Consider the following 24,912-nt stretch of genomic DNA (forward strand, 5'->3'; position numbering starts at 1 on the left):
CGAAGAAGTGAAAATCCGAGTCAGGAGCCCCCTTGCGAAAGCTCATCTACTTCGTCGCGGTATCGATCGACGGCTTCATCGGTGACCGGAGTGGCGACGGGGGGTCCTTCATGCCGTTCGTGGACGAGGAGTTCCTGGAGTTCCTCAAGGCGGAATACCCGGAGACGATTCCGGCCGAGGGCCGCCGGCAACTCGGTCTCGAAGGCGTGGAGAACAAGCATTTCGACACGGTCGTCCAGGGCAGGGGCAGTTACCGGCTCGCTCTGGACGCCGGCATCACGAGTCCGTACGGGCATCTGCGCGAGTACGTGGCGTCCACCACCCTCGACAAGTCACACGACCCGAATGTCGAGATCATCTCCGGTGACCTGGTCGGCAAGATACGTGAACTCAAGCAGGAGGAGAGCGAGTTCGACATCTGGCTGTGCGGTGGCGCGAAGATCGCGGGGGAGCTGCGGGACGAGGTCGACGAGCTGGTCGTCAAGACGTACCCGGTGCTTGTGGGGACCGGTATGCCGATGTTCGATGAGGGCGCGGGTGGGGAGACAGTGATCAGTGAGTTCGTGCTCGACGCGTCCCGGGTCTTCGGGAACGGCGTCGTCGTGCGGACGTATCGCAGGAAGCGCTGACAGTCGGCTATCCGGCCGGGGCGGGCCGCCCTACCCTGAACGCATGGGCAGCGATGGGAGCCGGTCCGGTCCCCGCCCGCAGAGCGAGCCGGTGTGCGCGAGCTGCGGACGGCCTGTCGGTACGGCCATCAAGCGGCGCAAGGTGCTCGGGGTGTTCGTCCCTGTGTGGGGCCCCGGCCCGTGCCACAACCCGCAGTGCGACGCGTGCGTCGACGAACCCCAGGAGGGCGCGAAGCGCGAGGCCGAGGCCGACGCGGAGCCCGCGCGCTCCGACGCCGACGACGACTGAGGGAGGCTCGGGAGCCCCGCGGGGCTCACGTGACCCCGGAGTTCCCTCCGTGAAGGAGGGCGGGCATCTGCATCATGGGCTCATGGACATGACCGAGCTGGATCAACTTCCGTCGGCCGTCGACGGCGAGCGGCTGCTCGCCCTCGCCGACGGCCACCACGCCCGCACCGCACGGCCCTTGGGCGTCCACGAGGCCGGCGGGCACCTGGTGAAGGCGTACGCCGTCGAGGCACCCGGGCGGAAGGTGACCGGGCAGGACGAGGAAGCCGCGCTCGCGATCGGGGGAGCGCACCTGGGCCTCGGTCGTGCGCGGGGGTCGGCGGGGCTCGCCGTGCTGATCGTGCACGCGGGCGGTGACGGGGACTACGTCCTGGTGCAGAGCTGGATCGAGGGGTACATGTCGGACCTCGCGGTCTTCGTCGGTCCCGCCGGGGACCCCGGAGCGCTGCGGCCGGGCCGCACCGGCCTCGCGCCGTGCGTGTGGGAGGCCGCCGTGCTCACGCATGAGCGGGACGCGTACGTGCGGTGCGTGCTCGACGGGAGCGGGACCCTCGCGGAGCGGCTCACGGCGTGGGGCCGGGACGTCATCGAGGGGGACCTGCGATGACGTACGAAGGTCCGATGGCGTACGACGGCTCGCGCGCGCAGAACGGCGAAGTACCCGGCGCCTCGCCCCGCGCGCGGAACGGCGAAGCCCCCCGCGTCCGCCACGCCCGCCCCGTCGACCTCCCCCGCGTCGTGGAACTCGTCGCCGAGCACGCCGCGTACGAGAAGGGCGCCCCGCCCGCCCCCGGCCTGGAACAGCGCCTGGGCGCGCTCCTCTTCGGGGTGCCGGACCCGCGGCTGCGCTGTCTGGTGGCCGAGCTGCCCGGCGGCGAGGTCGTCGGCTACGCGACGTGTGCGCCGGAGATCTCCACCTGGGACGGCGCCGAGTACCTCCACATGGACTGCCTCTTCCTGCGCGACGGCCACCGGGGTCTCGGCCTCGGCGAGCGGCTGACGGACGCGGTGGCGGCAGAGGCGCGTGCGCTGGGCCTCACCGAGGTCCAGTGGCAGACCCCCGCGTGGAACGAGGGCGCGATCCGCTTCTACGGCCGCATAGGCGCCGAGGCCAAGGAGAAGCTGCGCTTCGCCTGGCAGGTGCCGCCGCCGCCCTTCGACGCCGTGCTCTGCGACCTCGACGGCGTGATCCGCTTCTACGACATGTCGGCGATGGAGGAGATGGAGCGCGCCGCTGGTCTTCCCCACGGCAGCACCGCCGGGATCGCCTTCGCGCCCGAGACCGACCTGCCGCTGATGCTCGGGCGCACCGGCAAGGAGGAGTGGGTGCAGGCCATCGCCCGGGGCCTCGCCGACCGGGTGCCCTACGAGCGCGGGCACGCCCTGGGCACGGCGCTCGCCGAGGCCGGATTCTCCGCCGACGCCACCGTGGTGGACCTGCTCAGGCGGGCCCGCGCACACCTGCACGTGGCGCTCGTGACGAACGCGACCCCCTGGCTCGACGACGACCTGGCCGAACTCGGCATCGCCGGCCTCGCGCACACCGTGGTCGGCAGCGCCGACGTCGGCATCGTCAAGCCCGACCGCCGGATCTACGAGATCGCCGTGGAGCGGACCGGGGTCCCCGCCGAGCGCTGCCTGTTCGTGGACGACCGCAAGGAGAACGTGGACGCGGCCGTCGCGCTCGGCATGGTGGGGCTCCACTACACGGGCCCCGACGACCTCAGGGAGGCGCTCGCCCCGGTGCTCGGCAGGGACTGACGCCGGGCCGCACCGCGCCTACCGCACCGCCTACCGCACCGCCCACCGCACCACCTACAGCACCGTCCACCGCCCGCCCCGCATCAGCTCCCTGCCCTCCAGCTCGTCGGCCTCGCGCCAGGCCTGGAGCCGCTGCGGGGTGATGCGGAAGTAGGTGTAGGCGGTGTCGAGTTTGCTCGGGTCGAAGCCCGTCTTCTCGGCGAAGGCGTCACGGTTCTCGGGGGTCAACTCGCCCTCGCCCAGGGCGCGTACGGCCCCCTCCACGAGGATGACGTCGCGGGTCGGCCCGATGCCGACCCGTGCCCTGCCGGTCGCCCGGAGGTTGCGGCCGGTGACACTGGCGTCGGGAGTGGCCACCAGCAGGCTCTCGCCGTCCCAGAGGAAGGACAGCGGGATCAGATACGGGGTTCCGCCGGCCGCGTCGGCCGTCGCCACCCACGCGTCGATGTCGTGGGCGAGGCGATGCAGGGTGTCCCGCTTGCGCTGCTCGGGTGTGCGCGGTCCTGTCGTCTCGGTGTTCATTACTGTTCTCCTCCAAGTGCGCGGGCACGGTGCGTCATTGTTGTGACGTACCGCGAGGGGGGAATGTGACAGATGGATCAGAACGAAGCAGCAGTAGATGACGGAGCGGCAGTAGATCAGGACGAAGCGCTGGCCGCCCGCTTCGAGGAGCACCGGCCGCATCTGAAGGCCGTCGCCTATCGCATGCTCGGTTCGCTCAGCGAGTCCGAGGACGCGGTCCAGGAGTCCTGGATCCGGCTCAGCCGCTCCGACACCAGTGAGGTGGCGAACCTGGGAGGCTGGCTGACCACGGTCGTCGGCCGTATCTGCCTCGACATGCTGCGTACGCGGCAGTCGCGGCGCGAGGACTCCCTGTCGCTCGCCCTCGACACCCATGTGCCGGACCCGGTGGTGAGCTGGGGAGACGTGGTCGACCCCGAGCAGGAGGCGCTGCTCGCCGACTCGGTGGGCCTCGCGCTGCTCGTCGTACTGGAGACGCTGGCGCCCGCCGAACGCCTCGCGTTCGTGCTGCACGACATGTTCGCCGTGCCCTTCGACGAGGTCGCCCCGATCGTGGAGCGCACCCCGGCCGCGACCCGGCAGCTGGCGAGCCGGGCCCGCCGCAGGGTGCAGGGCTCGGCGCCCACCCCCGACAACGACCCCGTACGCCAGCGCGAGGTCGTCGGTGCCTTCCTCGCGGCCGCGCGGGGCGGGGATTTCGACGCGCTGCTCGAACTGCTCGACCCGGATGTGGTGTTGCGGGCCGACACCGGCGAACTGGCCTCGGGGCTCTCGAAGTTGGTGCGGGGAGCGTCGGTGGTGGCCGGGCAGGCGGCGATGTTCTCGAAGGGGGCACCGACCACCGAGCTCGCGCTCGTCAACGGCCGCGTCGGCGTGGTCGGAGTGCCCGGCGACGAGGTCGTCTCGGTCATGGAGTTCACGATCTCGGACGGCAGGATCGTCGAGCTCAACATCCTCGTCGACCCCGCCCGCGTGCGCGCCCTCGGTCTTCCCGCCTTCCGGCGCTGACCTCGCTGACCCCGATGACCCCGCTGACCAGGACCTAGCGCCGGACACCCGCCACCTCCCGCAGGTACTCCTTGCGGCAGAGCGGATTGCGGTCGGTCCGCGGCCGGTCCGGGGCCTCGCCCCGGACCGGCTGGTACCGCTCGAAGGCGGACTCCAGCTCGCCCTCGCCGCGCGTCAGCGAGGGCAGCAGCTGTTCGAGCTCGTGGACGCGGGCCGCGGGGATCTCGCCCTCGACCACGTACGAGGCTCCGCGCGCCGTCTGGGTGTGCGGGACCGCCCGCAGCCGTGACAGCGCGGGCAGGAGCTGCCCGAACACGTCGTCCGGGACGCTGAGCCGGAAGCGGTGCAGCGGCTCGTGCACCTCGGTGCCCGCCCGTCGCAGCGCGCTCAGGAGGACCAGCGGAGTCAGCTGCCGGAAGTCACCGGCCGTGCTCGACATGCTCTTGTCGAAGGTGCCGTGCGCGTGGCTCTGGCGGGGCCAGTACCCGGAGTGCGTCATGGTGACGGCACAGTCGTCGACCTCCCACCCGTGAACCCCCTGGTGGAGGGACTCCCGCACGGTCTCCTCGACGGCGCGGAAGAACGCGTACGGCATGGAACCGAGCTCGACCTCCAGGCGGAACTCCACGCCGGAACCCGGCTGACCGGGATCGACGCGCAGACCGACGGTGGCCAGGAAGGGGTTGTCGTCCTTGTCGATGATCTCGTAGGCGGCCCCGCTGCCGGTCACGCGCTCCACGCAGATGGTCGTGGTCTCGCGGAACGCGACGTCGATGCCGTACTCATCGAGGAGCGTCGCCTGGATGACTTCCTTCTGGACCTCGCCGTACAGCGACACGTACACCTCCTGGCGGAGATCGTCCTGCCGCAGGTTGATCAGCGGGTCCTGCTCGGCGAGTTGGGCGAGCGCGAGGTGCAGCGCGCCCCGGTCGCCGGGGCGGGCGGGCACGACGACGGTCTCCAGGGTGGGCGGTGAGAAGTGGTGCCGCCCGTCTCCGCCCCTCCGGGGGTGCCGTGCGCCGACGACATCACCGATCCGGATGTCCCCGAGCCCCCACAACTTCCCGATCCGGCCCGCGGAAACGCCCTCACGCGGGGTGGCGGACCCGCGGTCGAAGACGCTCACCGCGGTGACCTTGCCCTCGCGCCCGCCGCCGAACGGCAGCCGGTCGCGCGTGCGGATCGTCCCCGCGAACATCCTCACGTACGCGATCTTCTCCCCGGCGTCCCCGCGCTCGACCTTGAAGACGGTGCCGGACGCCGGGTCGTCGGCGCGCCGGGAGCCGTCCTCGGAGGGCAGCAACTCCCGGATGCCCGCGATGAGTTCGCCGACACCCGCGCCGGTGACGGCCGAACCGAAGAACACCGGGTGCACCAGGGCCTGCTCGGTCTGCTTGCCGAGTTCGGTGCGGAGCCGCCGGTAGGAGAGGCCCGCCTCGTCGTCGACGTACGCGGAGAGCAGGGCGTCGTCGTGCGCGGCGAGTACGTCGACGAGGCGGGCGGTGAAGGCGGGGTCGTCGCCGTCGAAGGGTACGAAGGACGCGTCGCGACCGCCGAGGCCGTGGGCCGCCCCCATGGGCATGATGTCCGGGACGAGGAGGCGCTCCGCGATGTCCCGCAGCAGATCCTCGTGGCGCGCGCCGCGTCGGTCGATCTTGTTCACGAAGACGAGCGTGGGAATGCGGAGCCGCCGCAGCGTCCGCATGAGTACGCGGGTCTGCGCCTGGACGCCTTCGACCGCCGAAATGACGAGTACGGCGCCGTCGAGCACGCTCAGGACCCGCTCCACCTCGGCGATGAAGTCCGGGTGACCGGGGGTGTCGATGAGATTGACGGTGACGTCGTCGACGGCGAAGGAGACGACGGCGGACTTGATCGTGATGCCGCGCTGCCGCTCCAGGGCCAGTGAATCGGTCTGGGTGTTGCCCGCATCGACGCGACCGATCTCGTCGATGACACCGGCGGCGTGCAGAAGCCGCTCGGTCAGGCTGGTCTTACCGGCGTCAACATGCGCAAGGATCCCCAGATTCAGGGAGTTGGACGTGCTCGACGTATGCACTGGGTGTCATGTCCTCTGGGTTGATGGCGATTCCCTTCTGGCTGGACATGAACGAACGGCGCATTGCGTCTCCTTGACGGGTCGGATGTACGGCAAGTGCAGCAGGGGCGGTGCGCGGCGGCAACCGATTTATCGGGCGGCGCGACGGCGTCGGGGGCAGCTAGCCTCCCGTCATGCTCACCGCCGCACTCGCGTTCGCGGGCGTCGCCGCGATCATCAACATCACGCCGGGCCTGGACACACTCCTGGTCCTGCGCACCTCCGTGGCCCACGGCAGGGACGGCGGTCTCGCCGCCGCCCTTGGCATCCTCACCGGCTGCCTGGCCTGGGGCGTGGCGACGGCGATCGGCCTGACGGCACTGCTCACGGCGTCCCGTTTCGCGTACGACGCCTTGCGCATCGGGGGTGCCGTCTACCTGGCGTGGCTGGGAGGCACGGCACTGTGGCGGTCCCGCCGCGCGGAGCGGACGCCGGAGCGGGAGCAGGCGGCGGAGGCCGAGCCAGCCTCTCCCCGGTACTGGATCGTCACCTACGCGGCGTCCGCGCTGGGCGAGCGCATCCGGCGGCCGTCGTTCCGGCGCCGCCTGGAGCAGTTCAGCGGGGTGGCCTTCCTGGGCTTCGCCGTGAACCTGGCACTGCACGACCGGACCTGATGGGGGACCCTGGAAGGGAGGAAGTGAGTGCCATGAGAGTCATGCTGAGAGCACGTCTTGACACCCAGATCTCGAACGAGGCGATCAAGAACGGAACGCTGCCGAAGCTGATGCAGTCGGTGACGGAGCAGATCAAGCCCGAGGCGGCGTATTTCGGCCCCAGTGCGGGCGGCCGCGCGGCCACCTTCGTCTTCGACATGCAGGACAGCTCGGACATGCCGTCCATCGCCGAGCCGTTCTTCCTGGAGCTCGGTGCGGAGATCGAGATCTACCCGATCATGAACGCGGAGGACCTGCAGAAGGGGCTCGCCTCGCTGCGGGGCTGACAGAGAAAGCACCCGGCTCCGCGCGGATGCCGGGTGCTTTCAGCTGACGTATGCGAAGGCTCAGGCCTTCTTCGTCTCCCAGAAGATCTTGTCGATCTGGGCGATGTAGTCCAGCGCCTTCTGGCCCGTGGCCGGGTCGGACGAGCCCTTGGCGGCCGAGAGGGCCTTGAGGGTGTCGTTGACCAGCTGGTGCAGCTCCGGGTACTTCTCGAAGTGCGGGGGCTTGAAGTAGTCGCTCCAGAGCACCGACACGTGGTGCTTGGCGAGCTCCGCGCGCTGCTCCTTGATGCCGATGGCGCGCGTCTGGAACTGCGCGTCGTCGTTGGCGGCCATCTTCTCCTGGACGGCCTTGACCGACTCGGCCTCGATGCGGGCCTGGGCAGGGTCGTACACGCCGCAGGGGAGGTCGCAGTGGGCGCTGACCTTTACCTTCGGGGCAAACAGGCGGGAAAGCATGCAGCGGTCCTTCCTCGTGATCGTCTTCTCAGGTGGGACATTACTCCGTGAGAGACGGGTTTTCGCGAGTGCCCCCATGGGCTTAGGACAAAAGTCCAGGGTCAGACTGGGACTCGTGGAGGATAGGACCGGGGAGGTGCGGTGATGCCGGAGCTGTCGCAGGAGAGCGAACGGAGAAGGGCCATCTTGCCGTTGGGCGCGGCAGAGGTGACCGGCCCTTCGATGGTGCCCACGCTGTACCACGGGGACCGCCTGGTGGTGCAGTGGGGCGCGCGGGTCCGAGCGGGTGACGTGGTGGTGCTCCGCCATCCGTTCCAGCAGGACCTGTTGGTCGTCAAGCGCGCCGCCGAGCGGCGCGAGGGCGGCTGGTGGGTGCTCGGGGACAACACGTACGCGGGAGGGGACAGCACGGACTACGGCACGGTGCCCGAGGAACTCGTCCTGGGGAAGGTGTGGTTCCGCTACCGCCCGCCCCAGTTCAGGTCCGGTCAGCGCTCGCCGTTCACCCTGCTGCGCTGGGCCGTGTCGGCCGCGCGGCCCGTACTGGCCGACCGCTCCGTCTCCAGGCGTTTGCGGGCGCGGTAGGCGGCGACATTGGCGCGGGTCGCGCAGCGGTCCGAGCAGTAGCGTCGGGAGCGGTTCGTCGACGTGTCGAGATAGGCGTTGCGGCAGGGCGCTGCCTCGCACAGGCCGAGGCGGTCGACTCCGTGCTCGGTGAGGTGGAAGGCGAGGCCCATCGCGGCGATGGCGGCGTACCCGGACGTCGCGTTCGACGGGTGGTCCGCCAGGTGCATGTGCCACAGCGGGTTGCCCTCGTCGTCGCGGTCGTCGTGGCCCGAGATCTGCGGGCTGACCGGGAACTCCATGAGCAGTGAGTTCAGGAGGTCGACCGCGAGCGTCTCGTCGCCGCCGTCGGCCGCCTCGAAGACCGCCCTGAGCCTGCCTCGTACCGAGCGGAAGCGGGTGACGTCGGAGTCCGTGGCGCGACGAGCCGCCTGCGAACTGCCTCCGAACAGCTCACGGACGGCGTCGACCGACGTCAGCGTGTCCTTGTTGCGACCCGGCTCCTCGCTGTTGACCAGACGTACTGCGTAGTCCGAGTAATAGGCCAGTTCCACTTGTAGTCCTTACCGGGGCGGGCTATCTTCGTCAGGTGCGTGAGTAACAGTTGCGCGTGCTTCTAGGGTATTACGAGAGCGTATTACGTACGGGAGGGCTTCTTATGACGGAAACGGTGGCCGGGACCGACTGGCGTGCCTGGCAGGACAGCTGGGACCGGCAGCAGGAGTGGTATCTGCCCGACCGCGAGGAGCGGTTCCGGGTCATGCTGGACATGGTCGAGGCCGTCGTCGGCACCGAACCGCGCGTCCTCGACCTCGCGTGCGGTACGGGGAGTATTACGGACCGGCTGCTCAAGAGGTTCCCGAACGCGGTCAGCACGGGCGTCGGCCTCGACCCCGCGCTCCTCGCCATCGCCGAGGGCACCTTCGCCGGGGACGACCGCGTCACGTTCGTGACCGCGGACCTCAAGGACCCCGACTGGACGGCGCAGCTCCCGTACGACTCGTACGACGCCGTCCTCACCGCCACCGCCCTGCACTGGCTGCACAGCGAACCCCTCACCACGCTGTACGGGCAGATCGCGGGTGTCGTACGCGACGGCGGCGTCTTCATGAACGCCGACCACATGCCCGACCCGGCGACGCCCCGCCTGAACGACGCCGACCGGGCCCAGCGGCACGCCCGTATGGAAGCGGCCAAGGCCGAGGGCGCCGTGGACTGGCGGGAGTGGTGGCAGCTCGCCGCCAAGGACCCGGTACTCGCCGGGCCCACCGCCAAGCGCTTCGAGATCTACGGCGAGCACGCGGACGGCGACACCCCCTCGCCCGAGTGGCACGCGCGGACGCTGCGCGACGCGGGCTTCGGCGAGGCGCGGACGGTGTGGTCGTCGCCTTCGGACGCGATGGTGCTCGGCCTCAAGTAGCGGCCGGGCAGCGGGAACACGAAGGGGCGGTACGGATCGTGGATCCGTACCGCCCCTTTCGCGTCTGTACGCGTCACAGGACCTTCGACTTACAGGACCTTCGACAGGAACGACTGCGTCCGCTCGTGCTGCGGGTTGGTCAGGACGTCGCGCGGGTGGCCGGACTCGACCACCACGCCCTCGTCCATGAAGACGAGGCTGTCGCCGACCTCGCGCGCGAAGCCCATCTCGTGCGTGACGACGATCATCGTCATGCCGGACTCCGCGAGATCGCGCATGACGTCGAGCACGTCACCGACCAGCTCAGGGTCGAGCGCCGACGTCGGCTCGTCGAAGAGCATCAGCTTCGGGTCCATCGCGAGCGCGCGGGCGATGGCCACGCGCTGCTGCTGGCCGCCCGACAGCTGCGACGGGTAGCTCTTTGCCTTGTCGGCGAGGCCGACGCGCTCCAGGAGCTGACCGGCCCGCTCCCGCGCCGCCGCCTTGGACTGGCCCTTGACCTGGACCGGCGCCTCCATGACGTTCTCAAGGGCCGTCATGTGCGGGAAGAGGTTGAAGCGCTGGAAGACCATGCCGATGTCCCGGCGCTTGAGGGCGACTTCGCTGTCCTTGAGCTCATACAGCTTGTCTCCCTTCTGCCGGTAGCCGACCAGTTCGCCGTCGACGTAGAGCCGCCCGGCGTTGATCTTCTCCAGGTGGTTGATGCAGCGCAGGAACGTCGACTTGCCGGAGCCGGACGGGCCGATGAGGCAGAACACCTCGCCCGACTTGACCTCCAGGTCGATGCCCTTGAGGACTTCGACGTTGCCGAAGGACTTGTGGACGCCCTCGGACTTCACCATGGCGGTGGTCATCAGCGCACCCCCGAACGGTTGCCGAGCGACAGCATGTTGGCCTTGATCTTCTGGAAGGGAGTGGCCGGCAGGGAGCGCGACGAACCGCGTGCGTAGTAACGCTCCAGGTAGAACTGACCGACGCTGAGGATCGACGTCATGATCAGGTACCAGGTCGCGGCGAGCAGCAGCGTCTCGACCGTGGCGCCGGAGGAGGTGCCGATGTCCTGGGCGTACCGCAGCAGTTCGAAGTACTGGACCGCCGCCACCAGGGACGTCGTCTTGAGCATGTTGATGACTTCGTTGCCCGTCGGCGGCACGATCACGCGCATCGCCTGCGGAAGCACGACCCGGCGCAGCGTCTTGCCGTGGCTCATGCCGAGCGCGTGGGACGCCTCGGTCTGGCCCTCGTCGACCGAGAGCAGACCGGCGCGGCAGATCTCCGCCATGTACGCGGCCTCGTTGAGACCCAGGCCGAGCAGCGCCGTCAGGAACGGCGTCATGAAGTCCGACCACTCGTCCTTGTAGACGGGGCCGAGGTTCACGTACTCGAAGACGAAGCCGAGGTTGAACCAGATGAAGAGCTGGACCAGGACCGGCGTACCGCGGAAGAACCAGATGTAGAACCAGGCGATCGACGAGGTCACCGGGTTCTTGGACAGGCGCATCACCGAGAGGAGGACGCCGCCGACCACGCCGATGAGCATCGAGAGGACGGTCAGGAGCAGGGTCTCCCTGACGCCCTTCATGATGCGTTCGTCGAAGAAGTTGTCGGGGATCGCGTCCCAGTTGATGTCGCCCTGCGCGAACGCGAAGACGATCGCGGCGAGCGCACCGATGGCGAGGACCGCGGAGACGTACCGGCCGTAGTGCCGGACGGGGATGGCCTTGATGGCCTCAGGGTGGGAGGACGGGGGTGTGTCCTCCGGCCCCTTCTTGGAGATGTCGGTAGTCACGGGAGTGGCCTTTCAGCGGCGAGACGGTTACGCGGTCACTTGCCGCCGTTGATCTTGGCTTCCTTCACCGCGCCGTCCTCGACGCCCCACTTCGAGATGATCTTGTCGTACTCGCCGTTCTTGATGATCGCGTCGAGTGCGGCCTTGATCGCGTCACGCAGTTCGGGGTTCTTCTTGGAGATCGCGATGCCGTACGGAGCGGCCTCGACCTGCTCGCCGACCAGCTCGAAGTCCTTGCCGCCGCCCGAGGTCTTCACCGCGTACGCGGCGACCGGGAAGTCCGAGGAACCGGCGTCCGCGCCGCCGGAGCGCAGGCGGGTCTGGGCCTGCTGGTCGTTGTCGAAGGACTCGATGGTGATCTTCTTGCCGCCCTTGCACTTCTTCGACTCGGCCTTGGCCAGGTCGTGCGAGACGGTGCCGCGCTGGACGACGATCTTCTTGCCACAGAGGTCGGCCCAGGTCTTGATGCCCTGGTCGTCGCCCTTCTTGGTGTAGATCGAGACGCCCGCGGTGAAGTAGTCGACGAAGTCGACGCCGTCGCCGATCTTCTTGCCGGTCTCCTCGTCGACGCCTTCCTGGCGGTTCTTGGTGTCGGTCATGGCCGACATCGCGAGGTCGTAGCGCTTGGAGCGCAGACCGCCGAGCAGGGTGTCGAAGGTGCCGTTGTCGAACTGGAACTTCACGCCGAGCTGCTTGCCGAGCGCGTCACCGAGGTCGGGGTCGATGCCGACGGTCTTGCCCGACTTGTCCTTGAACTCGACGGGCGGGTACGCGATGTCCGAACCGACCTTGACGACACCCGCGTCACGGATGTCCTTGGGGAGCTTGTCGGCGAGCGGCGCGTTGCTCACCTTCTCGCCGCCCTCGTCCTTGCTCTTGGTCTGGTCACCGCAGCCGGTCAGCAGCAGCGCGCCGGCGACCGCGATCGCGCCGACCGTGGCCATCCGGGACTTCGCGGACCTGCCGGCGGTGGTACGACAGATGGAGCGTGCGGTCATGAGGGTCCTCCGGCGGATGAGGGAGTTGCCGAGCGGTCGTGCACACACCTTCGGGTGTCGCGACCTCGTGTGATGACGGCATCTTGCCATTCGGACCGTCCGATTCTGGGTGCCAGAGATGTCAAAATCGGATAACGGGTGACCACGCCACCCAGACAGGCTGGGACAACCGGGCCGTACCGGCCTGGAACGAAGTACCGCCATTTGAGATCTTCGGTGAATCTCGGGTGAATCTCGCGATGCGGACCGGCGGCGTGCGCTCTTCGGAAATTCGGGCATGGGCCCGTTCCGTTCTTGTAGGACCACCACAACGGCCACGGGCGCCTCACGTAACCAATCCCACTCGCCCATGGCAAGGACCGTCAGGTAGAAAGGTTCGTTACACCCCTCATCCGGGGCCCAGAGCGCGTGTGCGGCGCGCTCGCGTGTCTGTACCTCCCTCCGCCGACAGGCGGGGAACAGACGCGGTGCCCGCCCACTTCTCAACCAGGAGTGGACACCCTCAACTGATGATTTAAGACTTAAGGGGTCAGACAAGTGGCAGCGGAGATCGTCAATCCTCGCAGCGACAGCAGTACGGGTCACGAAGGCGCGGAAGAGCCCTTCGATCCGGCGTTCGCGCTGCACCGTGGCGGCAAGATGGCCGTGCAGGCCACTGTGCCGGTGCGGGACAAGGACGACCTGTCCCTGGCGTACACGCCCGGCGTCGCGAAAGTGTGCACCGCGATCGCCGAGCAGCCGGAGCTGGTGAACGACTACACATGGAAGTCGAACGTCGTGGCCGTGGTCACCGACGGCACGGCCGTGCTCGGCCTCGGTGACATCGGTCCCGAGGCCTCCCTCCCCGTGATGGAGGGCAAGGCCATTCTTTTCAAGCAGTTCGGCGGCGTGGACGCCGTTCCGGTCGCGCTCGCGACGACGGACGCGGACGAGATCGTCGAGACCGTGGTGCGGATGGCGCCGTCCTTCGGTGGTGTGAACCTCGAGGACATCTCGGCGCCGCGCTGCTTCGAGATCGAGCGCAAGCTCCAGGAGCGGCTCGACATTCCGGTCTTCCACGACGACCAGCACGGCACGGCGGTCGTGACGCTCGCCGCGCTGCGGAACGCGGCGCGGCTGACCGGGCGCACGCTCGGTGAGCTGCGTGCCGTGATCTCCGGCGCCGGTGCGGCCGGTGTCGCGATCGCCAAGTTCCTGCTCGAAGCGGGCCTCGGCGATGTGGCGGTCGCGGACCGCAAGGGCGTCGTGAGCCGGGACCGGGAGGACCTCACCCCGGTCAAGCGTGAGCTCGCGGAGATCACCAACAAGGCCGGGCTCAGCGGTTCGCTGGAGAGCGCGCTGGCGGGTGCGGACGTGTTCATCGGCGTCTCGGGCGGCACCGTCCCCGAGCCCGCGGTCGCCTCCATGGCGCCGAACTCGTTCGTGTTCGCCATGGCCAACCCGAACCCCGAGGTGCACCCGGACATCGCCCACAAGTACGCGGCTGTCGTCGCGACGGGGCGCTCGGACTACCCGAACCAGATCAACAACGTGCTCGCCTTCCCCGGCATCTTCGCGGGCGCGCTGCAGGTCCGGGCCTCGCGGATCACCGAGACGATGAAGATCGCCGCGGCGGAGGCGCTGGCCGGCGTGGTGGGCGATGAGCTCTCCGCCGATTACGTGATCCCCTCGCCGTTCGACGAGAGGGTCGCCCCGGCTGTCACTGCTGCCGTGGCCGCGGCCGCGCGTGCCGAGGGCGTTGCCCGCCGCTGATCGGTGACTTCATGGCGTGACCGCGCCCCCGTTTCGTACGCCTCGATGCGTACGAGGCGGGGGCGCGGCGCGTGTGGGGCGGGGCGGGGGTGTACGAGGCAGCGGGCGCGGCGCGCGTCACAGTCGTGCGTGGTTACGTCCGGGTAGGCCCGCGGCCTATCGTCACCTCATGTTCGCTGCCTACGCCGCCCGCATCGACCGTGACCAGCCGCTCAGTGGCCTTGAGTTGGGGGAGCGTCCCGCCCCCGAGGCCAGGGACGGCTGGTCGACCGTGAATGTCCGGGCCGCCTCCCTCAACCATCACGACCTGTGGTCCCTGCGCGGGGTCGGACTCCCCGAGGGCCGGCTGCCGATGATCCTCGGCTGTGACGCCGCGGGGATCGACGAGCACGGCAACGAGGTCGTCCTGCACTCCGTCATCGGCCAGACCGGGTACGGCGTCGGCCCCGACGAGGGCCGCTCCATCCTGACCGAGAAGTACCAGGGGACGTTCGCCGAGCAGGTCTGTGTCCCCACGTGGAATCTGCTGCCGAAGCCGAAGGAGCTGTCGTTCGCCGAGGCGGCCTGCCTGCCGACCGCGTGGCTCACCGCGTACCGCATGCTCTTCACCAACGCCGGTGTGCGCCCGGGGGACTCGGTCCTCGTCCAGGGCGCCGGTGGCGGCGTCGCGACGGCCGCGATCGTGCTCGGCAAGGCGGCGGGCCTGCGGGTCTTCGCCACGAGCCGCGACGAGGCCAAGCGGAAGCGGGCCCTGGAGCTGGGCGCGGTGGAGGCCGTCGAGTCCGGCGCGCGGCTGCCGCAGCGGGTGGACGCCGTCATCGAGACGGTGGGTGCGGCGACGTGGTCGCACTCCGTCAAGTCCCTCAAGCCGGGCGGCACTCTGGTGATCTCGGGCGCGACCAGCGGTGACCGGCCCTCGCACGCGGAGCTGACCCGGGTCTTCTTCCTGGAGCTGAAGATCGTCGGTTCGACGATGGGGTCCAAGGACGAGCTGGAGGACCTGCTGTCCTTCTGCGCGGCCACGGGCGTGCGCCCCGTCATCGATGAGGTGCTGCCGCTGGACCGGGCGCGTGAGGGCTTCGAGCGCCTGGAGTCCGGCGACCTGTTCGGGAAGATCGTGCTCGAAGTCGGGTGACCTGCCCCCGCATGTCAACTGTGGTTGACATCCACCTCCCGTCAACGTAAGTTGACATGCATGACCGAAGCTACGGATCTCGCCGAGCGTGCGGGTGACCGTGACCCACGAGTCGGACTGCGGGCCGTCTCCGCGCTGCGGAGGCTGGTGGAGCAGTTGGAGGCCGTGCAGGTGCGCAGTGCGCGTCAGCAGGGCTGGTCGTGGCAGGGGATCGCCGCGGAGCTCGGAGTGAGCAGGCAGGCCGTGCACAAGAAGTACGGGAGGCAGTGATGTTCGAGCGGTTCACGAAGGACGCCCGCGCCGTGGTCAAAGGCGCGGTCGAGCATGCCGTGGGCGAGGGTGCGGCCTTCGTCGACGACGGGCACATGCTCCTCGCGCTGCTCGACCGCGAGGCGAGCCGGGCGTCCTTCGCCCTGGCCTCGCTCGGTGCCACGCGCCGCCGGGACTCGATCGAGGGGGCGCTGGGTGAGGCGCGGCGCCGCGCGGGCCTCTCGCAGGCCGACACGGAGGCGCTGGCCGGACTCGGCATCGATGTGTCCGAGATCGTCTCCCGGGTCGAAGAGGCCCACGGCGTGGGCGCGTTGGCGGGTGGCCGCAGGGCCGGGCGCCGTCCCGGCCGGGCCTTGAGCGGACACCGGCCGTTCACCCGCGAGGCCAAGGACACCCTGGTGAGGTCCCTGCGCATGGCCACCGCTCGCAGGGACCGGTACATCGGCGACGAGCACATCCTGTTCGCTCTGACCGTCCGCCCAGGGCTCGTCAGTGAGGTCCTCGCGGACCATGGCGTGACCCATGAGTCGGTGGAGAGGGTGCTGTACGGCGAGGGCGCCGCGTAAGCGGATGGGCCTGGGCGGCCTGGGCGGCCTGCGGCCTGGGAGGTCTGGGCGGCCCAGGTGGCCGCCCAGGTCAGCCCTTCGGGGTGCGCAGGCTCGCGGCGATGTGGGCCGCCGCCGACGACAAGTGGCGCCGGGCGTCGCGGAGTTGGTCCTCCGTCACGCCGTGGTCCCGGGCCGCGTCCCGGATGTCGTCACGGAAGCGGTCCAGGAGGCGGTCCAGGTCACGTGACGGATTGCCGGTGGTGTCCTCCTGCGCCCACTCCGGGACATACTCCGTGGGGACCACGTCCTCGGGGGCGGATGTGAACTTGGGCTCCTCGGCGGCGGTCGGCTTCGGGCTCTTGCGCCCGAAGTCCTTGCCCAGGTCCTTGCCGAACTCGCCGAACTCCTTGGCCAGTTCCGTCAGACCCTCGCGGACCCCCGTCGGCCAGTCGCCCCGCGTGAAGTGGTCCTGCACCTGGGCCTGGACGCGCCGTGCGATGCGCTGCACCTCCTCCTGCGCCTGGGCGCGCGCGGTCTCCTGCGCGTCCTGAGCCTGGCGGCGGGCGCGCTGGGCGTCCTCGCGTGCCCTGCGGGTCTCGTCCTTCGCCCGCCGGGCCTGCTCCTTCCACTCCTGCTTTGCGCGCTTGAACTCCTCCTTGGCCTGGCGCCAGCCGTCGTTGTCGCCCCAGGAGCCGTCGAAGAAGTCCGAGGGGTCGGGGAAGGGCTTGCCGGAGGCCGCTCCGGAGCCGGAGCCGGAGCCGACGCCTGCGCCTGCGCCGCTCTTGCCCTCGGGCCTGCCGCCGGACGCGCGCGCCTCCTTGGCCGCCTCCCGCATCTCACGGCGGAGCTCACCGGCCGCGCCCCGCACGCCGTCCCGGATCTCGGCGGCGAGCTCGGCGACGGAATCGCGGATCTCCAGCTCCAGATCGGCCAGCTCACCGCTGCGGTCGGCCAGTTCGGCGCGGCCCGCGTCCGTGATGGCGTACACCTTGCGGCCACCTTCGGTGGTGTGCGTGACCAGGCCCTCGGCCTCCAGCTTCGCCAGGCGGGGGTAGACCGTCCCCGCCGAAGGCGCGTAGAGGCCCTGGAAGCGCTCCTCCAGGAGGCGGATTACTTCATAGCCGTGGCGCGGCGCCTCGTCGAGGAGCTTGAGCAGGTACAGGCGCAGTCGGCCGTGGGCGAAGACAGGGGCCATCTCAGAGCACCTTCTTGTCGGTCGGGGTGGCGGCGTCGTCGGCCGGGGGCGTGTCCGTCGGGTCCGTCGGGTCCGTGGGGTGCGACGGCTCCGACGGGGACGCGGTCGGCGGGACCTCGTCGTACGGATCTTCCTCCGTCGGTGGCCTGCGCAGCAGCGCGATGGACCCCGACACCGTCGTCGCCTTCAGCTTTCCGCTGCCCGAACCCAGGCGGCCGGTGATCTTCTTCGCCCCCCACTGGCCGCTGACCCGCAGATCCTCGAACGCGTTGGACACGGCTCCGCTCGCGGTGTTCGCCTCGACGTCCGCGTCCGTCGGGTGGGGCAGCCGTATCGCGATCTCACCGGACACGCTCGTCAGGCCGATGTCGGCCGGGGTGCCCGCCGGGTCGAGGTCCACGATCATCGAGCCGCTCACCGAATCGGCCCGAACGGAGGAGCCCGCGCCCTCGAAGACGGTCAGATCGCCGGAGACGGAGTTGAACCGCAGATCGCCGGTGATGCCCTGCGCCTCCAGGCTGCCCGAGACCGTGTCGGCGCGGACCCGGCCCGAGAGGCCGACGAGGGTCGTGTCGCCGGTGACGCCCTTGACCTCCGTGGTCCCCTCGATCCCCGAGACCACGGCGCCCGCCCCGACCACGCCCACCTCGACACGGGTGCCCGCGGGGACGGCAAGGGAGATCACGGCACTGCGGCGCCAGCCCTTGCGGTCGAGCCACTTGAGGAAGCCCTTCCAGGGCAGGTCGTCATACGCGACAGTCAGGATGCCGTCGGCCTGCGTGACGGTCAGGGGCGGCCCCTCGATCTCGGAGACTTCGAGCCGGGCGGAAACTTCGTCGGTGCCCACGACGTTCACTGTTCCGTTGACGACGCGCACATGGAGGGTCTTCACGGGGGCGTCGAACGTGAGTTTCTGGGGCTCGGCGACGGACCACTCTGACATCGGGCTGACCTCCTCGGGCGGGCTGGGCTGCAACGCGCCATATCGCGTCTCTGAGATACACGATATATCGCGGTCGCGGAAAGTCAAGACGCTACCGCTCCTCTGCGCTAAATATGGCGATTTGACCTAGCGTGGGGCCATGCCGTCCGAAGCTTTCGAGCACACCGCCGCCGGCGCGCTGCTGCTCTGCCGGGCCGAACCCGACGTGGTCGAGCCCTCCGCCCGCCTGTTGCGCGAACAGATGCTGCTCGCCCCGGCGGGCCGCGAGTGGAGCGTTCTCGTACCCGAAGGCAAGCCCTGGGTGCGCGGTGACGAACCGGTGGACCGGGTGCTCACCGGCTGGGCCACCGCACTCGCCGTGGGGTCGACCTGGCCGGTGCTCGCCCTGTGGTGGGACTCCGACCGCTCCGGCTGCACCCTCGCCGCGGGCTTCCGGCGCACAGTCGAGTACGTGTGGTTGGCGAACGGGACGCCCGTAGGCGAGGACGAGGCCCTGCGCACCTTCGCCGCACGCCTCGGCCTCGACCCTGTCCTGGACATGCAGCCCCTGGAGGCCCTGGGGCGCCCCGACACGGAGTCCGACGCTCGCGCACGACTGCTGGGCCTGCTCGCCGTCCTCGCGCGGGCAGGGGTGACGCTCCCGTCCGGCCTCGGCCCCGGCGAACCCGCGGACCGGCTGCGCGCGGTGGCACGCGTGGTGCCGGGAGTCCGGGAGGTGGAGTGGTCCGGGTGGCGGGACGTGGTGCGGGCGGAGCTGGACGTGGTCGAGCGGGGACCCTTCGGGCCCTGGCTGCGCGGACCTCGGGCCCGCGCGCTGGCCGTGGCGCAGATGGCCGCGGGGCTGCCGCTCACGGCGTGGGCCGTGCGGCGGCGCAGCGGGGGCTGGGCCGTGGCGGGAGCGCTCCTGCTGGTGCACGGCGCCTTGGGGCTTGCGTACGACAGGGTGCGAGCGGCTGACGCCGGGTCCGGGCGGGGTTGAGAGGGGCCCTTAGTGGCGGGCGGCTACCTCGATGCCATGGACGCCGCCCCCGCGCACGGCCCCGTCCCCGGGGGCCGACCACGTCTGCGTACAGGTCCTGACGGGTGACGCGGGCTACTCGTCCTCGTCCTCGTCGTCCAGACGGGCCAGCCAGGTCGCCAGGCGCTCGACCGGGACCTCGAAGTCCGGGTTGAGGTCCACGAAGGTGCGGAGCTGCTCGGCGAGCCACTCGAAGGTGACTTCCTCCTCGCCGCGCCGCTTCTCCAGCTCCTCGATGCCACGGTCGGTGAAGTACAAGACAGGCTCCGCGATTCAGGAACGACTACAGACGAACGATGTGCTCAGCACACTCAGCAGCTTCAGCACATTCAGGATAAGCCGATACGACGGTGGGCCCGGCCCCGGGTGACAAGCACTCGGGACCGGGCCCACCGGCGTACGGACCGCTCACACGGACCGCTCAGGCTTACGCCTCGAAGACCTCGCGAAGCAGCTGCTCCTGCTCCTGCTCGTGGCGCTTCTTCGAGCCGACCGCCGGGGACGAGCCGTGCGGCCGCGAGATGCGGCGCAGGCGCTCGCCGTGCGGGATGTCCGCGCCGACCGCCAGGTCCAGGTGGTCGATGAGGTTGAGGGCGATGAAGGGCCACGCGCCCTGGTTCGCCGGCTCCTCCTGCGCCCACAGGTACTTCTCGGCGTTCGGGTACTTGGCGATCTCCGCCTGGAGCTCGGCACCCGGCAGCGGGTACAGACGCTCGATACGGATGATCGCGGTGCCCGTGTCGCCGCGCTTCTTCCGCTCGGCTTCGAGGTCGTAGTACAGCTTGCCGGCGCAGAAGACGACCTTGCGGACCGCCGACGCGTCGACCGAGTCGTCGCCGATGACCGGGCGGAAGCCGCCCGTCGTGAACTCCTCCGTCTTCGAGGCCGCCGCCTTGAGGCGCAGCATCGACTTCGGGGTGAAGACCACCAGCGGCTTGTGGTGCGGGTTGTGCACCTGCCACCGCAGGAGGTGGAAGTAGTTCGACGGCAGAGTCGGCATCGCGACCGTCATGTTGTTCTGCGCGCACAGCTGGAGGAAGCGCTCGATGCGGGCGGACGAGTGGTCCGGGCCCTGGCCCTCGTAGCCGTGCGGCAGCAGCAGCGTGACGCCGGAGTGCTGGTTCCACTTCTGCTCGGCGGCCGAGATGTACTCGTCCACCACCGTCTGCGCGCCGTTGACGAAGTCACCGAACTGCGCTTCCCACATGACGAGGGACTCGGGGCGGGCCAGAGAGTAGCCGTACTCGAAGCCCATCACCGCGTACTCGGAGAGGAGCGAGTCGTAGACGTTGTAGCGCGCCTGGTCCTCGGAGAGGTACAGGAGCGGCGTGAAGTCCTCGCCCGTCTCACGGTCGATGAGGACCGCGTGGCGCTGACCGAACGTGCCACGACGCGAGTCCTGGCCCGACAGGCGGACCGGCGTGCCCTCCAGGAGCAGCGAGCCGATGGCGAGGGTCTCGCCCATGCCCCAGTCGATCGTGTCGTCCTCGATCATCGAGGCGCGGCGCTGCAGCTGGGGCAGCAGACGCGGGTGGACCGTGACCCGGTCGGGGATGTTGACCTGGGACTCGGCGATCCGCTTGACGACTTCCTGGGTGATCGACGTGTCGACGTTCACCGGGAACTCCGCCTCGGGGGCCGGGACCTCGGCCTCGGCGGGCTGCGAGATGGCCTCGCGGACCTCCGTGAAGACCTTCTCCAGCTGTCCCTGGAAGTCCTGCAGAGCCTGCTCGGCCTCTTCCAGGGTGATGTCGCCGCGACCGATGAGGGACTCGGTGTAGAGCTTGCGCACCGAGCGCTTCTTGTCGATCAGGTCGTACATCAGCGGCTGCGTGAACGCCGGGTTGTCCGACTCGTTGTGACCGCGGCGGCGGTAGCAGATGAGGTCGATGACCACATCCTTGTTGAACGCCTGGCGGAACTCGAAGGCGAGGCGCGCGATGCGCACGACGGCCTCGGGGTCGTCGCCGTTCACGTGGAAGATCGGCGCCTCGATCATGCGGGCCACGTCCGTGGCGTACATGGAGGAGCGCGACGACTCCGGGGCGGCGGTGAAGCCGACCTGGTTGTTGATGACGATGTGGACCGTGCCGCCCGTGCGGTAGCCGCGCAGCTGCGACATGTTGAGCGTCTCGGCGACCACACCCTGGCCCGCGAAGGCCGCGTCACCGTGCAGGGCGACCGGCAGGACCGTGAAGTCCGTGCCGCCCTTGTTGATGATGTCCTGCTTGGCGCGGGTGATGCCCTCGATGACCGGGTCGACCGTCTCCAGGTGGGACGGGTTCGCCGCGAGCGAGACCTTGATCTGCTCGCCGTCCAGGCCGGTGAAGGTGCCCTCGGCGCCCAGGTGGTACTTCACGTCGCCGGAGCCGTGCATGGACTTGGGGTCCATGTTGCCCTCGAACTCGCGGAAGATCTGGGCGTACGACTTGCCCACGATGTTCGCGAGGACGTTCAGGCGGCCGCGGTGGGCCATGCCGATGACGACCTCGTCCAGGCGCGACTCCGCGGCGCTGTCGATGACGGCGTCGAGCAGCGGGATGACCGACTCGCCGCCCTCCAGGGAGAAGCGCTTCTGGCCGACGTACTTCGTCTGGAGGAACGTCTCGAAGGCCTCGGCGGCGTTCAGCCTGCGCAGGATGCGCAGCTGCTCCTCGCGCTCGGGCTTTGAGGCGTGGGTGCGCTCGATGCGGTCCTGGAGCCACTTGCGCTGCTTCGGGTCCTGGATGTGCATGAACTCGATGCCGGTGGTGCGGCAGTACGAGTCGCGCAGGACGCCGAGGACGTCGCGCAGCTTCATCATCGACTTGCCGGCGAAGCCGCCGACCGCGAACTCGCGCTCCAGGTCCCACAGGGTGAGGCCGTGCTCGGTGATGTCCAGGTCGGGGTGCTTGCGCTGCTTGTACTCCAGCGGGTCCGTGTCGGCCATGACGTGGCCGCGGACGCGGTAGGAGTGGATCAGCTCGAAGACGCGGGCGGCCTTCGTGACGTCGTCGTCGTGCGAGGCGTCGATGTCCTTGAGCCAGCGGACCGGCTCGTAGGGGATGCGCAGCGCCTTGAAGATCTCGTCGTAGAAGTCGTTCTCGCCGAGCAGCAGGTTCGCGACGATCCGCAGGAACTCGCCGGAGGCGGCGCCCTGGATCACCCGGTGGTCGTAGGTCGACGTGAGCGTCATGACCTTCGAGATGCCGAGCTTGTTCAGGGTGTCCTGGGAGGTGCCCTGGAACTCCGCGGGGTAGTCCATCGAGCCGACGCCCATGATGACCGACTGTCCGGGCATCAGGCGGGGGACCGAGTGGACGGTGCCGAGGCCGCCGGGGTTGGTCAGCGAGACCGTGACTCCGGTGAAGTCGTCCATGCCGAGCTTGCCGTCGCGTGCGCGGCGGACGATGTCCTCGTAGGCCTGCCAGAACTCGAAGAAGTTCAGCGTCTCGGCCTTCTTGATGCCCGCGACGACCAGCTGGCGGTCGCCGTTCGGCTTCACGAGGTCGATGGCGAGGCCGAAGTTCACGTGCTCCGGCTTGACCAGCGTCGGCTTGCCGTCCTTCTGCACGAAGGAGTAGTTCATCGACGGCATGGCCTTGATGGCCTGCACCATCGCGTACCCGATGAGGTGCGTGAAGGAGATCTTCCCGCCGCGGGCGCGCTTGAGGTGGTTGTTGATGACGATGCGGTTGTCGAAGAGCAGCTTCACCGGGACCGCGCGGACCGACGTCGCCGTCGGGACCTCCACGGAGGCGTTCATGTTCTTCGCAACAGCGGCGGCGGGGCCGCGCAGCGTCACGTACTCGGGTCCTGCCGGTGCCTCCGTCGCGGGCTCCGCCTTGGCGGCGGGCTTCGCGGCGGCGGGCTTGGCGGCGGGGGCCGGAGCGGCGGCCGCGGGCTTCGCAGCCGGAGCTGCGGGCGCGGCGGACGTGGCGGGCTCCGCGGGTGCGGCCGGAGTGGCGGCGGGTGCGGCAGGAGCTGCGGGGGACGTGGTGGCCGCAGCCCCCGCGGCTGCGTCACCCGCCGGCTTGGCCGGGGCAGCGGCAGGTGAGGCGCCCGCTCCCGGCTTGTAGTCGGCGAAGAAGTCCCACCAGGCTCGGTCGACCGAGTTCGGGTCCTGGAGGTACTGCTGATAGATCTCGTCGACGAGCCACTCATTGGGACCGAAGGCAGCAGCAGGGTCCTTGCCCTGACCGTCTTGGTCGGTCGAGATGCTCGAGCTACTGGGGGACTGTGACGACACGGCGGTAACCGCCCTCTTCCGCTTCACAAGGTGATGGACAGCGGGAATTAAGGCTACGCCTCCATCGCCGTCAGGTGCAGACCGGCCCCGTCATCCGTCGCGTAAGTCACATTGGATGGGGGGTTTCGGTGGCGTAAATGGCGGGAAACAAGCGAGGTTCCGGATCGCCGGTAGGCCGCGCGGGCCGTGCCCAGCGCGGTGGCGTCACCCGGGCGCGCTTCCGATGCGCCCGCGAATCGCTTCCGTTTCGAACCCTACGTCAACTTCGTAGTTCGGGCAGGCCCGGAAGAGTGACCTGGATGCGGCAGCCCCGAGGGGATTCAGCCACACCGATGTGCCCGCCGTGCAGATCGACCGCCCAGCGCGCGATGGCGAGCCCGAGCCCGGTGCCGCCGTCGCTGCCGGGGCCCGATGGAGGCGTGTTGGCGTGGCTGCCGCGGTTGAAGCGCTCGAAGACCCGGTGCCACTCCGACTCCGGGATGCCGGGGCCCTCGTCGAGGACTTCCAGGTCGAGGGACTCGGGGTAGAGGCCGCGCCGGGCGCGCACCGTGACGCGGCCGTGCGGCGGGCTGTGCTTGACCGCGTTGTCGATGAGGTTGGCCACGACCTGGTGCAGGCGCTCGGCGTCCGCGTGCGCGGTCAGCTCGGGCGGCGTGACGTCCAGGTGCAGATGCACGTCCGTGCGCGTGTGGCTGCCGGAGCCCGACGCGATGCCCGCGCGCGCGGAGGCCACCATGTTGGCCTCCTTCAGGACGCCCGACAGATAGGGCCACACTTCGAAGCGGCGGGCACGCAGCGGTACGACGCCGTTGTCCAGGCGGGAGAGGTCGAGCAGGGTCTCCACAAGCCGCCCGAGCCGCTCCGTCTGCTTCAGGGCCGTACGCATGGTCTCGGGGTCGGCGGCGGAGACTCCGTCGACGACGTTCTCCAGGACCGCCCGCAGCGCCGCGATGGGGGTGCGCAGCTCGTGCGAGACGTTGGCGACCAGCTCCTTGCGCTGCTGGTCCTGGGCCTCCAGGTCGTCCGCCATGCGGTTGATCGTGGTGGCCACGTCGCCCAGCTCGTCGCGGCGGTCGGCGCCGCGCACCCGGCGCGTGTAGTCGCCGTGCGAGACGGCGCGCGCCACGGAGTTCATCTCGTCCAGGGGCGCGGTGAGGCTGTGCGCCACGAACTGCGTGATCAGCAGCGTGGCGATCACGGAGAAGACGGTGATGAAGCGCAGTTCCGTCTCCGTCTTCATCGCCACCATCAGCAGACCCGTGGTGATGAAGACCGAGACGACCACCAGCGTGCCGAGCTTGGTCTTGATGGAGAACGGCCGCAGCCCGCCGAAGGGACCTGTCATCGGA

26 protein-coding genes are annotated in these 24,912 nt (G+C 69.6%); 14 read left to right on the forward strand and 12 right to left on the reverse strand.

The window, feature by feature from the left end; translation table 11 throughout:
• Nucleotides 1–32: 32 nt before the first annotated feature.
• From E5671_RS30930 to E5671_RS47470, 4 genes are all read left to right on the forward strand, one after another.
• Entirely contained in the window at nt 33–629 is a 597-nt protein-coding gene (locus tag E5671_RS30930) for a dihydrofolate reductase family protein (RefSeq protein ID WP_160507170.1), read from the forward strand.
• A 43-nt stretch (nt 630–672) separates the two neighbouring features.
• Nucleotides 673–918, forward strand: coding sequence for a hypothetical protein (locus E5671_RS30935; protein ID WP_160507171.1), 246 nt, complete (start codon nt 673–675; stop codon nt 916–918).
• Nucleotides 919–1,000: 82 nt separating this feature from the next.
• Nucleotides 1,001–1,525, forward strand: a complete 525-nt coding sequence (locus E5671_RS30940; RefSeq protein WP_160507172.1) for a hypothetical protein — start codon at nt 1,001–1,003, stop codon at nt 1,523–1,525.
• On the forward strand, nt 1,522–2,679 hold the full coding sequence (locus E5671_RS47470) for a GNAT family N-acetyltransferase (protein ID WP_336605889.1): 1,158 nt from the start codon (nt 1,522–1,524) through the stop codon (nt 2,677–2,679). The genes E5671_RS30940 and E5671_RS47470 overlap by 4 nt, the downstream gene beginning before the upstream one ends.
• A 54-nt stretch (nt 2,680–2,733) precedes the next feature.
• Here E5671_RS47470 and E5671_RS30955 read toward each other — a convergent pair whose 3' ends face one another.
• On the reverse strand, nt 2,734–3,201 hold the full coding sequence (locus E5671_RS30955; RefSeq protein WP_160507173.1) for a pyridoxamine 5'-phosphate oxidase family protein: 468 nt from the start codon (nt 3,199–3,201) through the stop codon (nt 2,734–2,736).
• 72 nt (nt 3,202–3,273) lie between these two features.
• Here E5671_RS30955 and E5671_RS30960 point away from each other — a divergent pair, with 72 nt between their 5' ends.
• A complete protein-coding gene (locus E5671_RS30960) occupies nt 3,274–4,209 on the forward strand; it encodes a sigma-70 family RNA polymerase sigma factor (RefSeq protein ID WP_160507174.1) in 936 nt (311 codons plus the stop codon).
• A 34-nt stretch (nt 4,210–4,243) separates the two neighbouring features.
• Here the strand turns inward: E5671_RS30960 and E5671_RS30965 are convergent, their stop codons facing one another.
• On the reverse strand, nt 4,244–6,268 hold the full coding sequence (locus tag E5671_RS30965) for a translation factor GTPase family protein (RefSeq protein WP_336605890.1): 2,025 nt from the start codon (nt 6,266–6,268) through the stop codon (nt 4,244–4,246).
• Between the two features lie 173 nt (nt 6,269–6,441).
• Between E5671_RS30965 and E5671_RS30970 the strand changes: the two genes are divergently transcribed.
• Together E5671_RS30970 and E5671_RS30975 are read left to right on the forward strand one after the other, a co-directional pair.
• Entirely contained in the window at nt 6,442–6,921 is a 480-nt protein-coding gene (locus E5671_RS30970) for a LysE family translocator (RefSeq protein WP_160507175.1), read from the forward strand.
• 32 nt (nt 6,922–6,953) lie between these two features.
• Entirely contained in the window at nt 6,954–7,247 is a 294-nt protein-coding gene (locus tag E5671_RS30975) for a hypothetical protein (RefSeq protein WP_160507176.1), read from the forward strand.
• Between the two features lie 60 nt (nt 7,248–7,307).
• On the opposite strand, the gene sodN is transcribed toward E5671_RS30975, so the two are convergent.
• Entirely contained in the window at nt 7,308–7,703 is a 396-nt protein-coding gene (gene sodN, locus E5671_RS30980; RefSeq protein ID WP_160507177.1) for a superoxide dismutase, Ni, read from the reverse strand.
• Nucleotides 7,704–7,847: 144 nt separating this feature from the next.
• Between sodN and sodX the strand changes: the two genes are divergently transcribed.
• A complete protein-coding gene (sodX, locus tag E5671_RS30985; protein ID WP_160507178.1) occupies nt 7,848–8,288 on the forward strand; it encodes a nickel-type superoxide dismutase maturation protease in 441 nt (146 codons plus the stop codon).
• Here sodX and E5671_RS30990 read toward each other — a convergent pair.
• Nucleotides 8,192–8,821 (reverse strand): ABATE domain-containing protein, encoded by a 630-nt coding sequence (locus E5671_RS30990; protein ID WP_160507179.1) that lies wholly within the window; start codon nt 8,819–8,821, stop codon nt 8,192–8,194. The genes sodX and E5671_RS30990 overlap by 97 nt on opposite strands.
• A gap of 104 nt (nt 8,822–8,925) precedes the next feature.
• Here E5671_RS30990 and E5671_RS30995 point away from each other — a divergent pair, with 104 nt between their 5' ends.
• The gene (locus tag E5671_RS30995; RefSeq protein WP_160507180.1) at nt 8,926–9,687 is read left to right on the forward strand and encodes a class I SAM-dependent methyltransferase; all 762 of its coding nucleotides are present in this window, start codon (nt 8,926–8,928) and stop codon (nt 9,685–9,687) included.
• Nucleotides 9,688–9,776: 89 nt separating this feature from the next.
• On the opposite strand, the gene E5671_RS31000 is transcribed toward E5671_RS30995, so the two are convergent.
• The 3 genes from E5671_RS31000 to E5671_RS31010 are packed head-to-tail and all read right to left on the reverse strand — an operon-like array spanning nt 9,777 to nt 12,474.
• Nucleotides 9,777–10,529: an amino acid ABC transporter ATP-binding protein gene (locus E5671_RS31000; RefSeq protein ID WP_160510519.1), complete on the reverse strand. Its 753-nt coding sequence runs from the start codon at nt 10,527–10,529 to the stop codon at nt 9,777–9,779.
• 11 nt (nt 10,530–10,540) lie between these two features.
• The gene (locus E5671_RS31005) at nt 10,541–11,476 is read right to left on the reverse strand and encodes an ABC transporter permease subunit (RefSeq protein WP_160507181.1); all 936 of its coding nucleotides are present in this window, start codon (nt 11,474–11,476) and stop codon (nt 10,541–10,543) included.
• 35 nt (nt 11,477–11,511) lie between these two features.
• On the reverse strand, nt 11,512–12,474 hold the full coding sequence (locus tag E5671_RS31010; RefSeq protein ID WP_160507182.1) for an ABC transporter substrate-binding protein: 963 nt from the start codon (nt 12,472–12,474) through the stop codon (nt 11,512–11,514).
• A 537-nt stretch (nt 12,475–13,011) separates the two neighbouring features.
• Between E5671_RS31010 and E5671_RS31015 the strand changes: the two genes are divergently transcribed.
• The 4 genes from E5671_RS31015 (at nt 13,012) to E5671_RS31030 (ending at nt 16,197) form a co-directional block, all read left to right on the forward strand.
• Nucleotides 13,012–14,226, forward strand: coding sequence for a malic enzyme-like NAD(P)-binding protein (locus tag E5671_RS31015; RefSeq protein WP_160507183.1), 1,215 nt, complete (start codon nt 13,012–13,014; stop codon nt 14,224–14,226).
• A 169-nt stretch (nt 14,227–14,395) separates the two neighbouring features.
• The gene (locus E5671_RS31020) at nt 14,396–15,361 is read left to right on the forward strand and encodes a zinc-binding dehydrogenase (protein WP_160507184.1); all 966 of its coding nucleotides are present in this window, start codon (nt 14,396–14,398) and stop codon (nt 15,359–15,361) included.
• Nucleotides 15,362–15,421: 60 nt separating this feature from the next.
• Nucleotides 15,422–15,631: a helix-turn-helix domain-containing protein gene (locus tag E5671_RS31025; RefSeq protein ID WP_160507185.1), complete on the forward strand. Its 210-nt coding sequence runs from the start codon at nt 15,422–15,424 to the stop codon at nt 15,629–15,631.
• Entirely contained in the window at nt 15,631–16,197 is a 567-nt protein-coding gene (locus E5671_RS31030; RefSeq protein WP_160507186.1) for a Clp protease N-terminal domain-containing protein, read from the forward strand. Before E5671_RS31025 ends, E5671_RS31030 begins: the two co-directional genes overlap by 1 nt.
• Before the next feature lie 70 nt (nt 16,198–16,267).
• Here E5671_RS31030 and E5671_RS31035 read toward each other — a convergent pair whose 3' ends face one another.
• Complete coding sequence (locus tag E5671_RS31035) at nt 16,268–17,374, reverse strand: helix-turn-helix transcriptional regulator (RefSeq protein WP_160507187.1); 1,107 nt, start codon at nt 17,372–17,374, stop codon at nt 16,268–16,270.
• A gap of 1 nt (nt 17,375) precedes the next feature.
• Entirely contained in the window at nt 17,376–18,317 is a 942-nt protein-coding gene (locus E5671_RS31040; RefSeq protein WP_160507188.1) for a DUF4097 family beta strand repeat-containing protein, read from the reverse strand.
• Nucleotides 18,318–18,456: 139 nt separating this feature from the next.
• On the opposite strand from E5671_RS31040, the gene E5671_RS31045 reads away from it, so the two are divergent.
• A complete protein-coding gene (locus E5671_RS31045) occupies nt 18,457–19,296 on the forward strand; it encodes a hypothetical protein (protein WP_160507189.1) in 840 nt (279 codons plus the stop codon).
• A 114-nt stretch (nt 19,297–19,410) separates the two neighbouring features.
• Here E5671_RS31045 and E5671_RS31050 read toward each other — a convergent pair whose 3' ends face one another.
• The 3 genes from E5671_RS31050 to E5671_RS31060 form a co-directional block, all read right to left on the reverse strand.
• Nucleotides 19,411–19,593, reverse strand: a complete 183-nt coding sequence (locus E5671_RS31050; RefSeq protein WP_003961784.1) for a DUF6104 family protein — start codon at nt 19,591–19,593, stop codon at nt 19,411–19,413.
• A gap of 169 nt (nt 19,594–19,762) precedes the next feature.
• The gene (locus E5671_RS31055) at nt 19,763–23,563 is read right to left on the reverse strand and encodes a multifunctional oxoglutarate decarboxylase/oxoglutarate dehydrogenase thiamine pyrophosphate-binding subunit/dihydrolipoyllysine-residue succinyltransferase subunit (RefSeq protein WP_160507190.1); all 3,801 of its coding nucleotides are present in this window, start codon (nt 23,561–23,563) and stop codon (nt 19,763–19,765) included.
• Between the two features lie 259 nt (nt 23,564–23,822).
• Nucleotides 23,823–24,908, reverse strand: a complete 1,086-nt coding sequence (locus tag E5671_RS31060) for a HAMP domain-containing sensor histidine kinase (RefSeq protein ID WP_160507191.1) — start codon at nt 24,906–24,908, stop codon at nt 23,823–23,825.
• Nucleotides 24,909–24,912: the final 4 nt, after the last annotated feature.

Source organism: Streptomyces sp. BA2 (assembly GCF_009769735.1).
Lineage (GTDB): Bacteria > Actinomycetota > Actinomycetes > Streptomycetales > Streptomycetaceae > Streptomyces.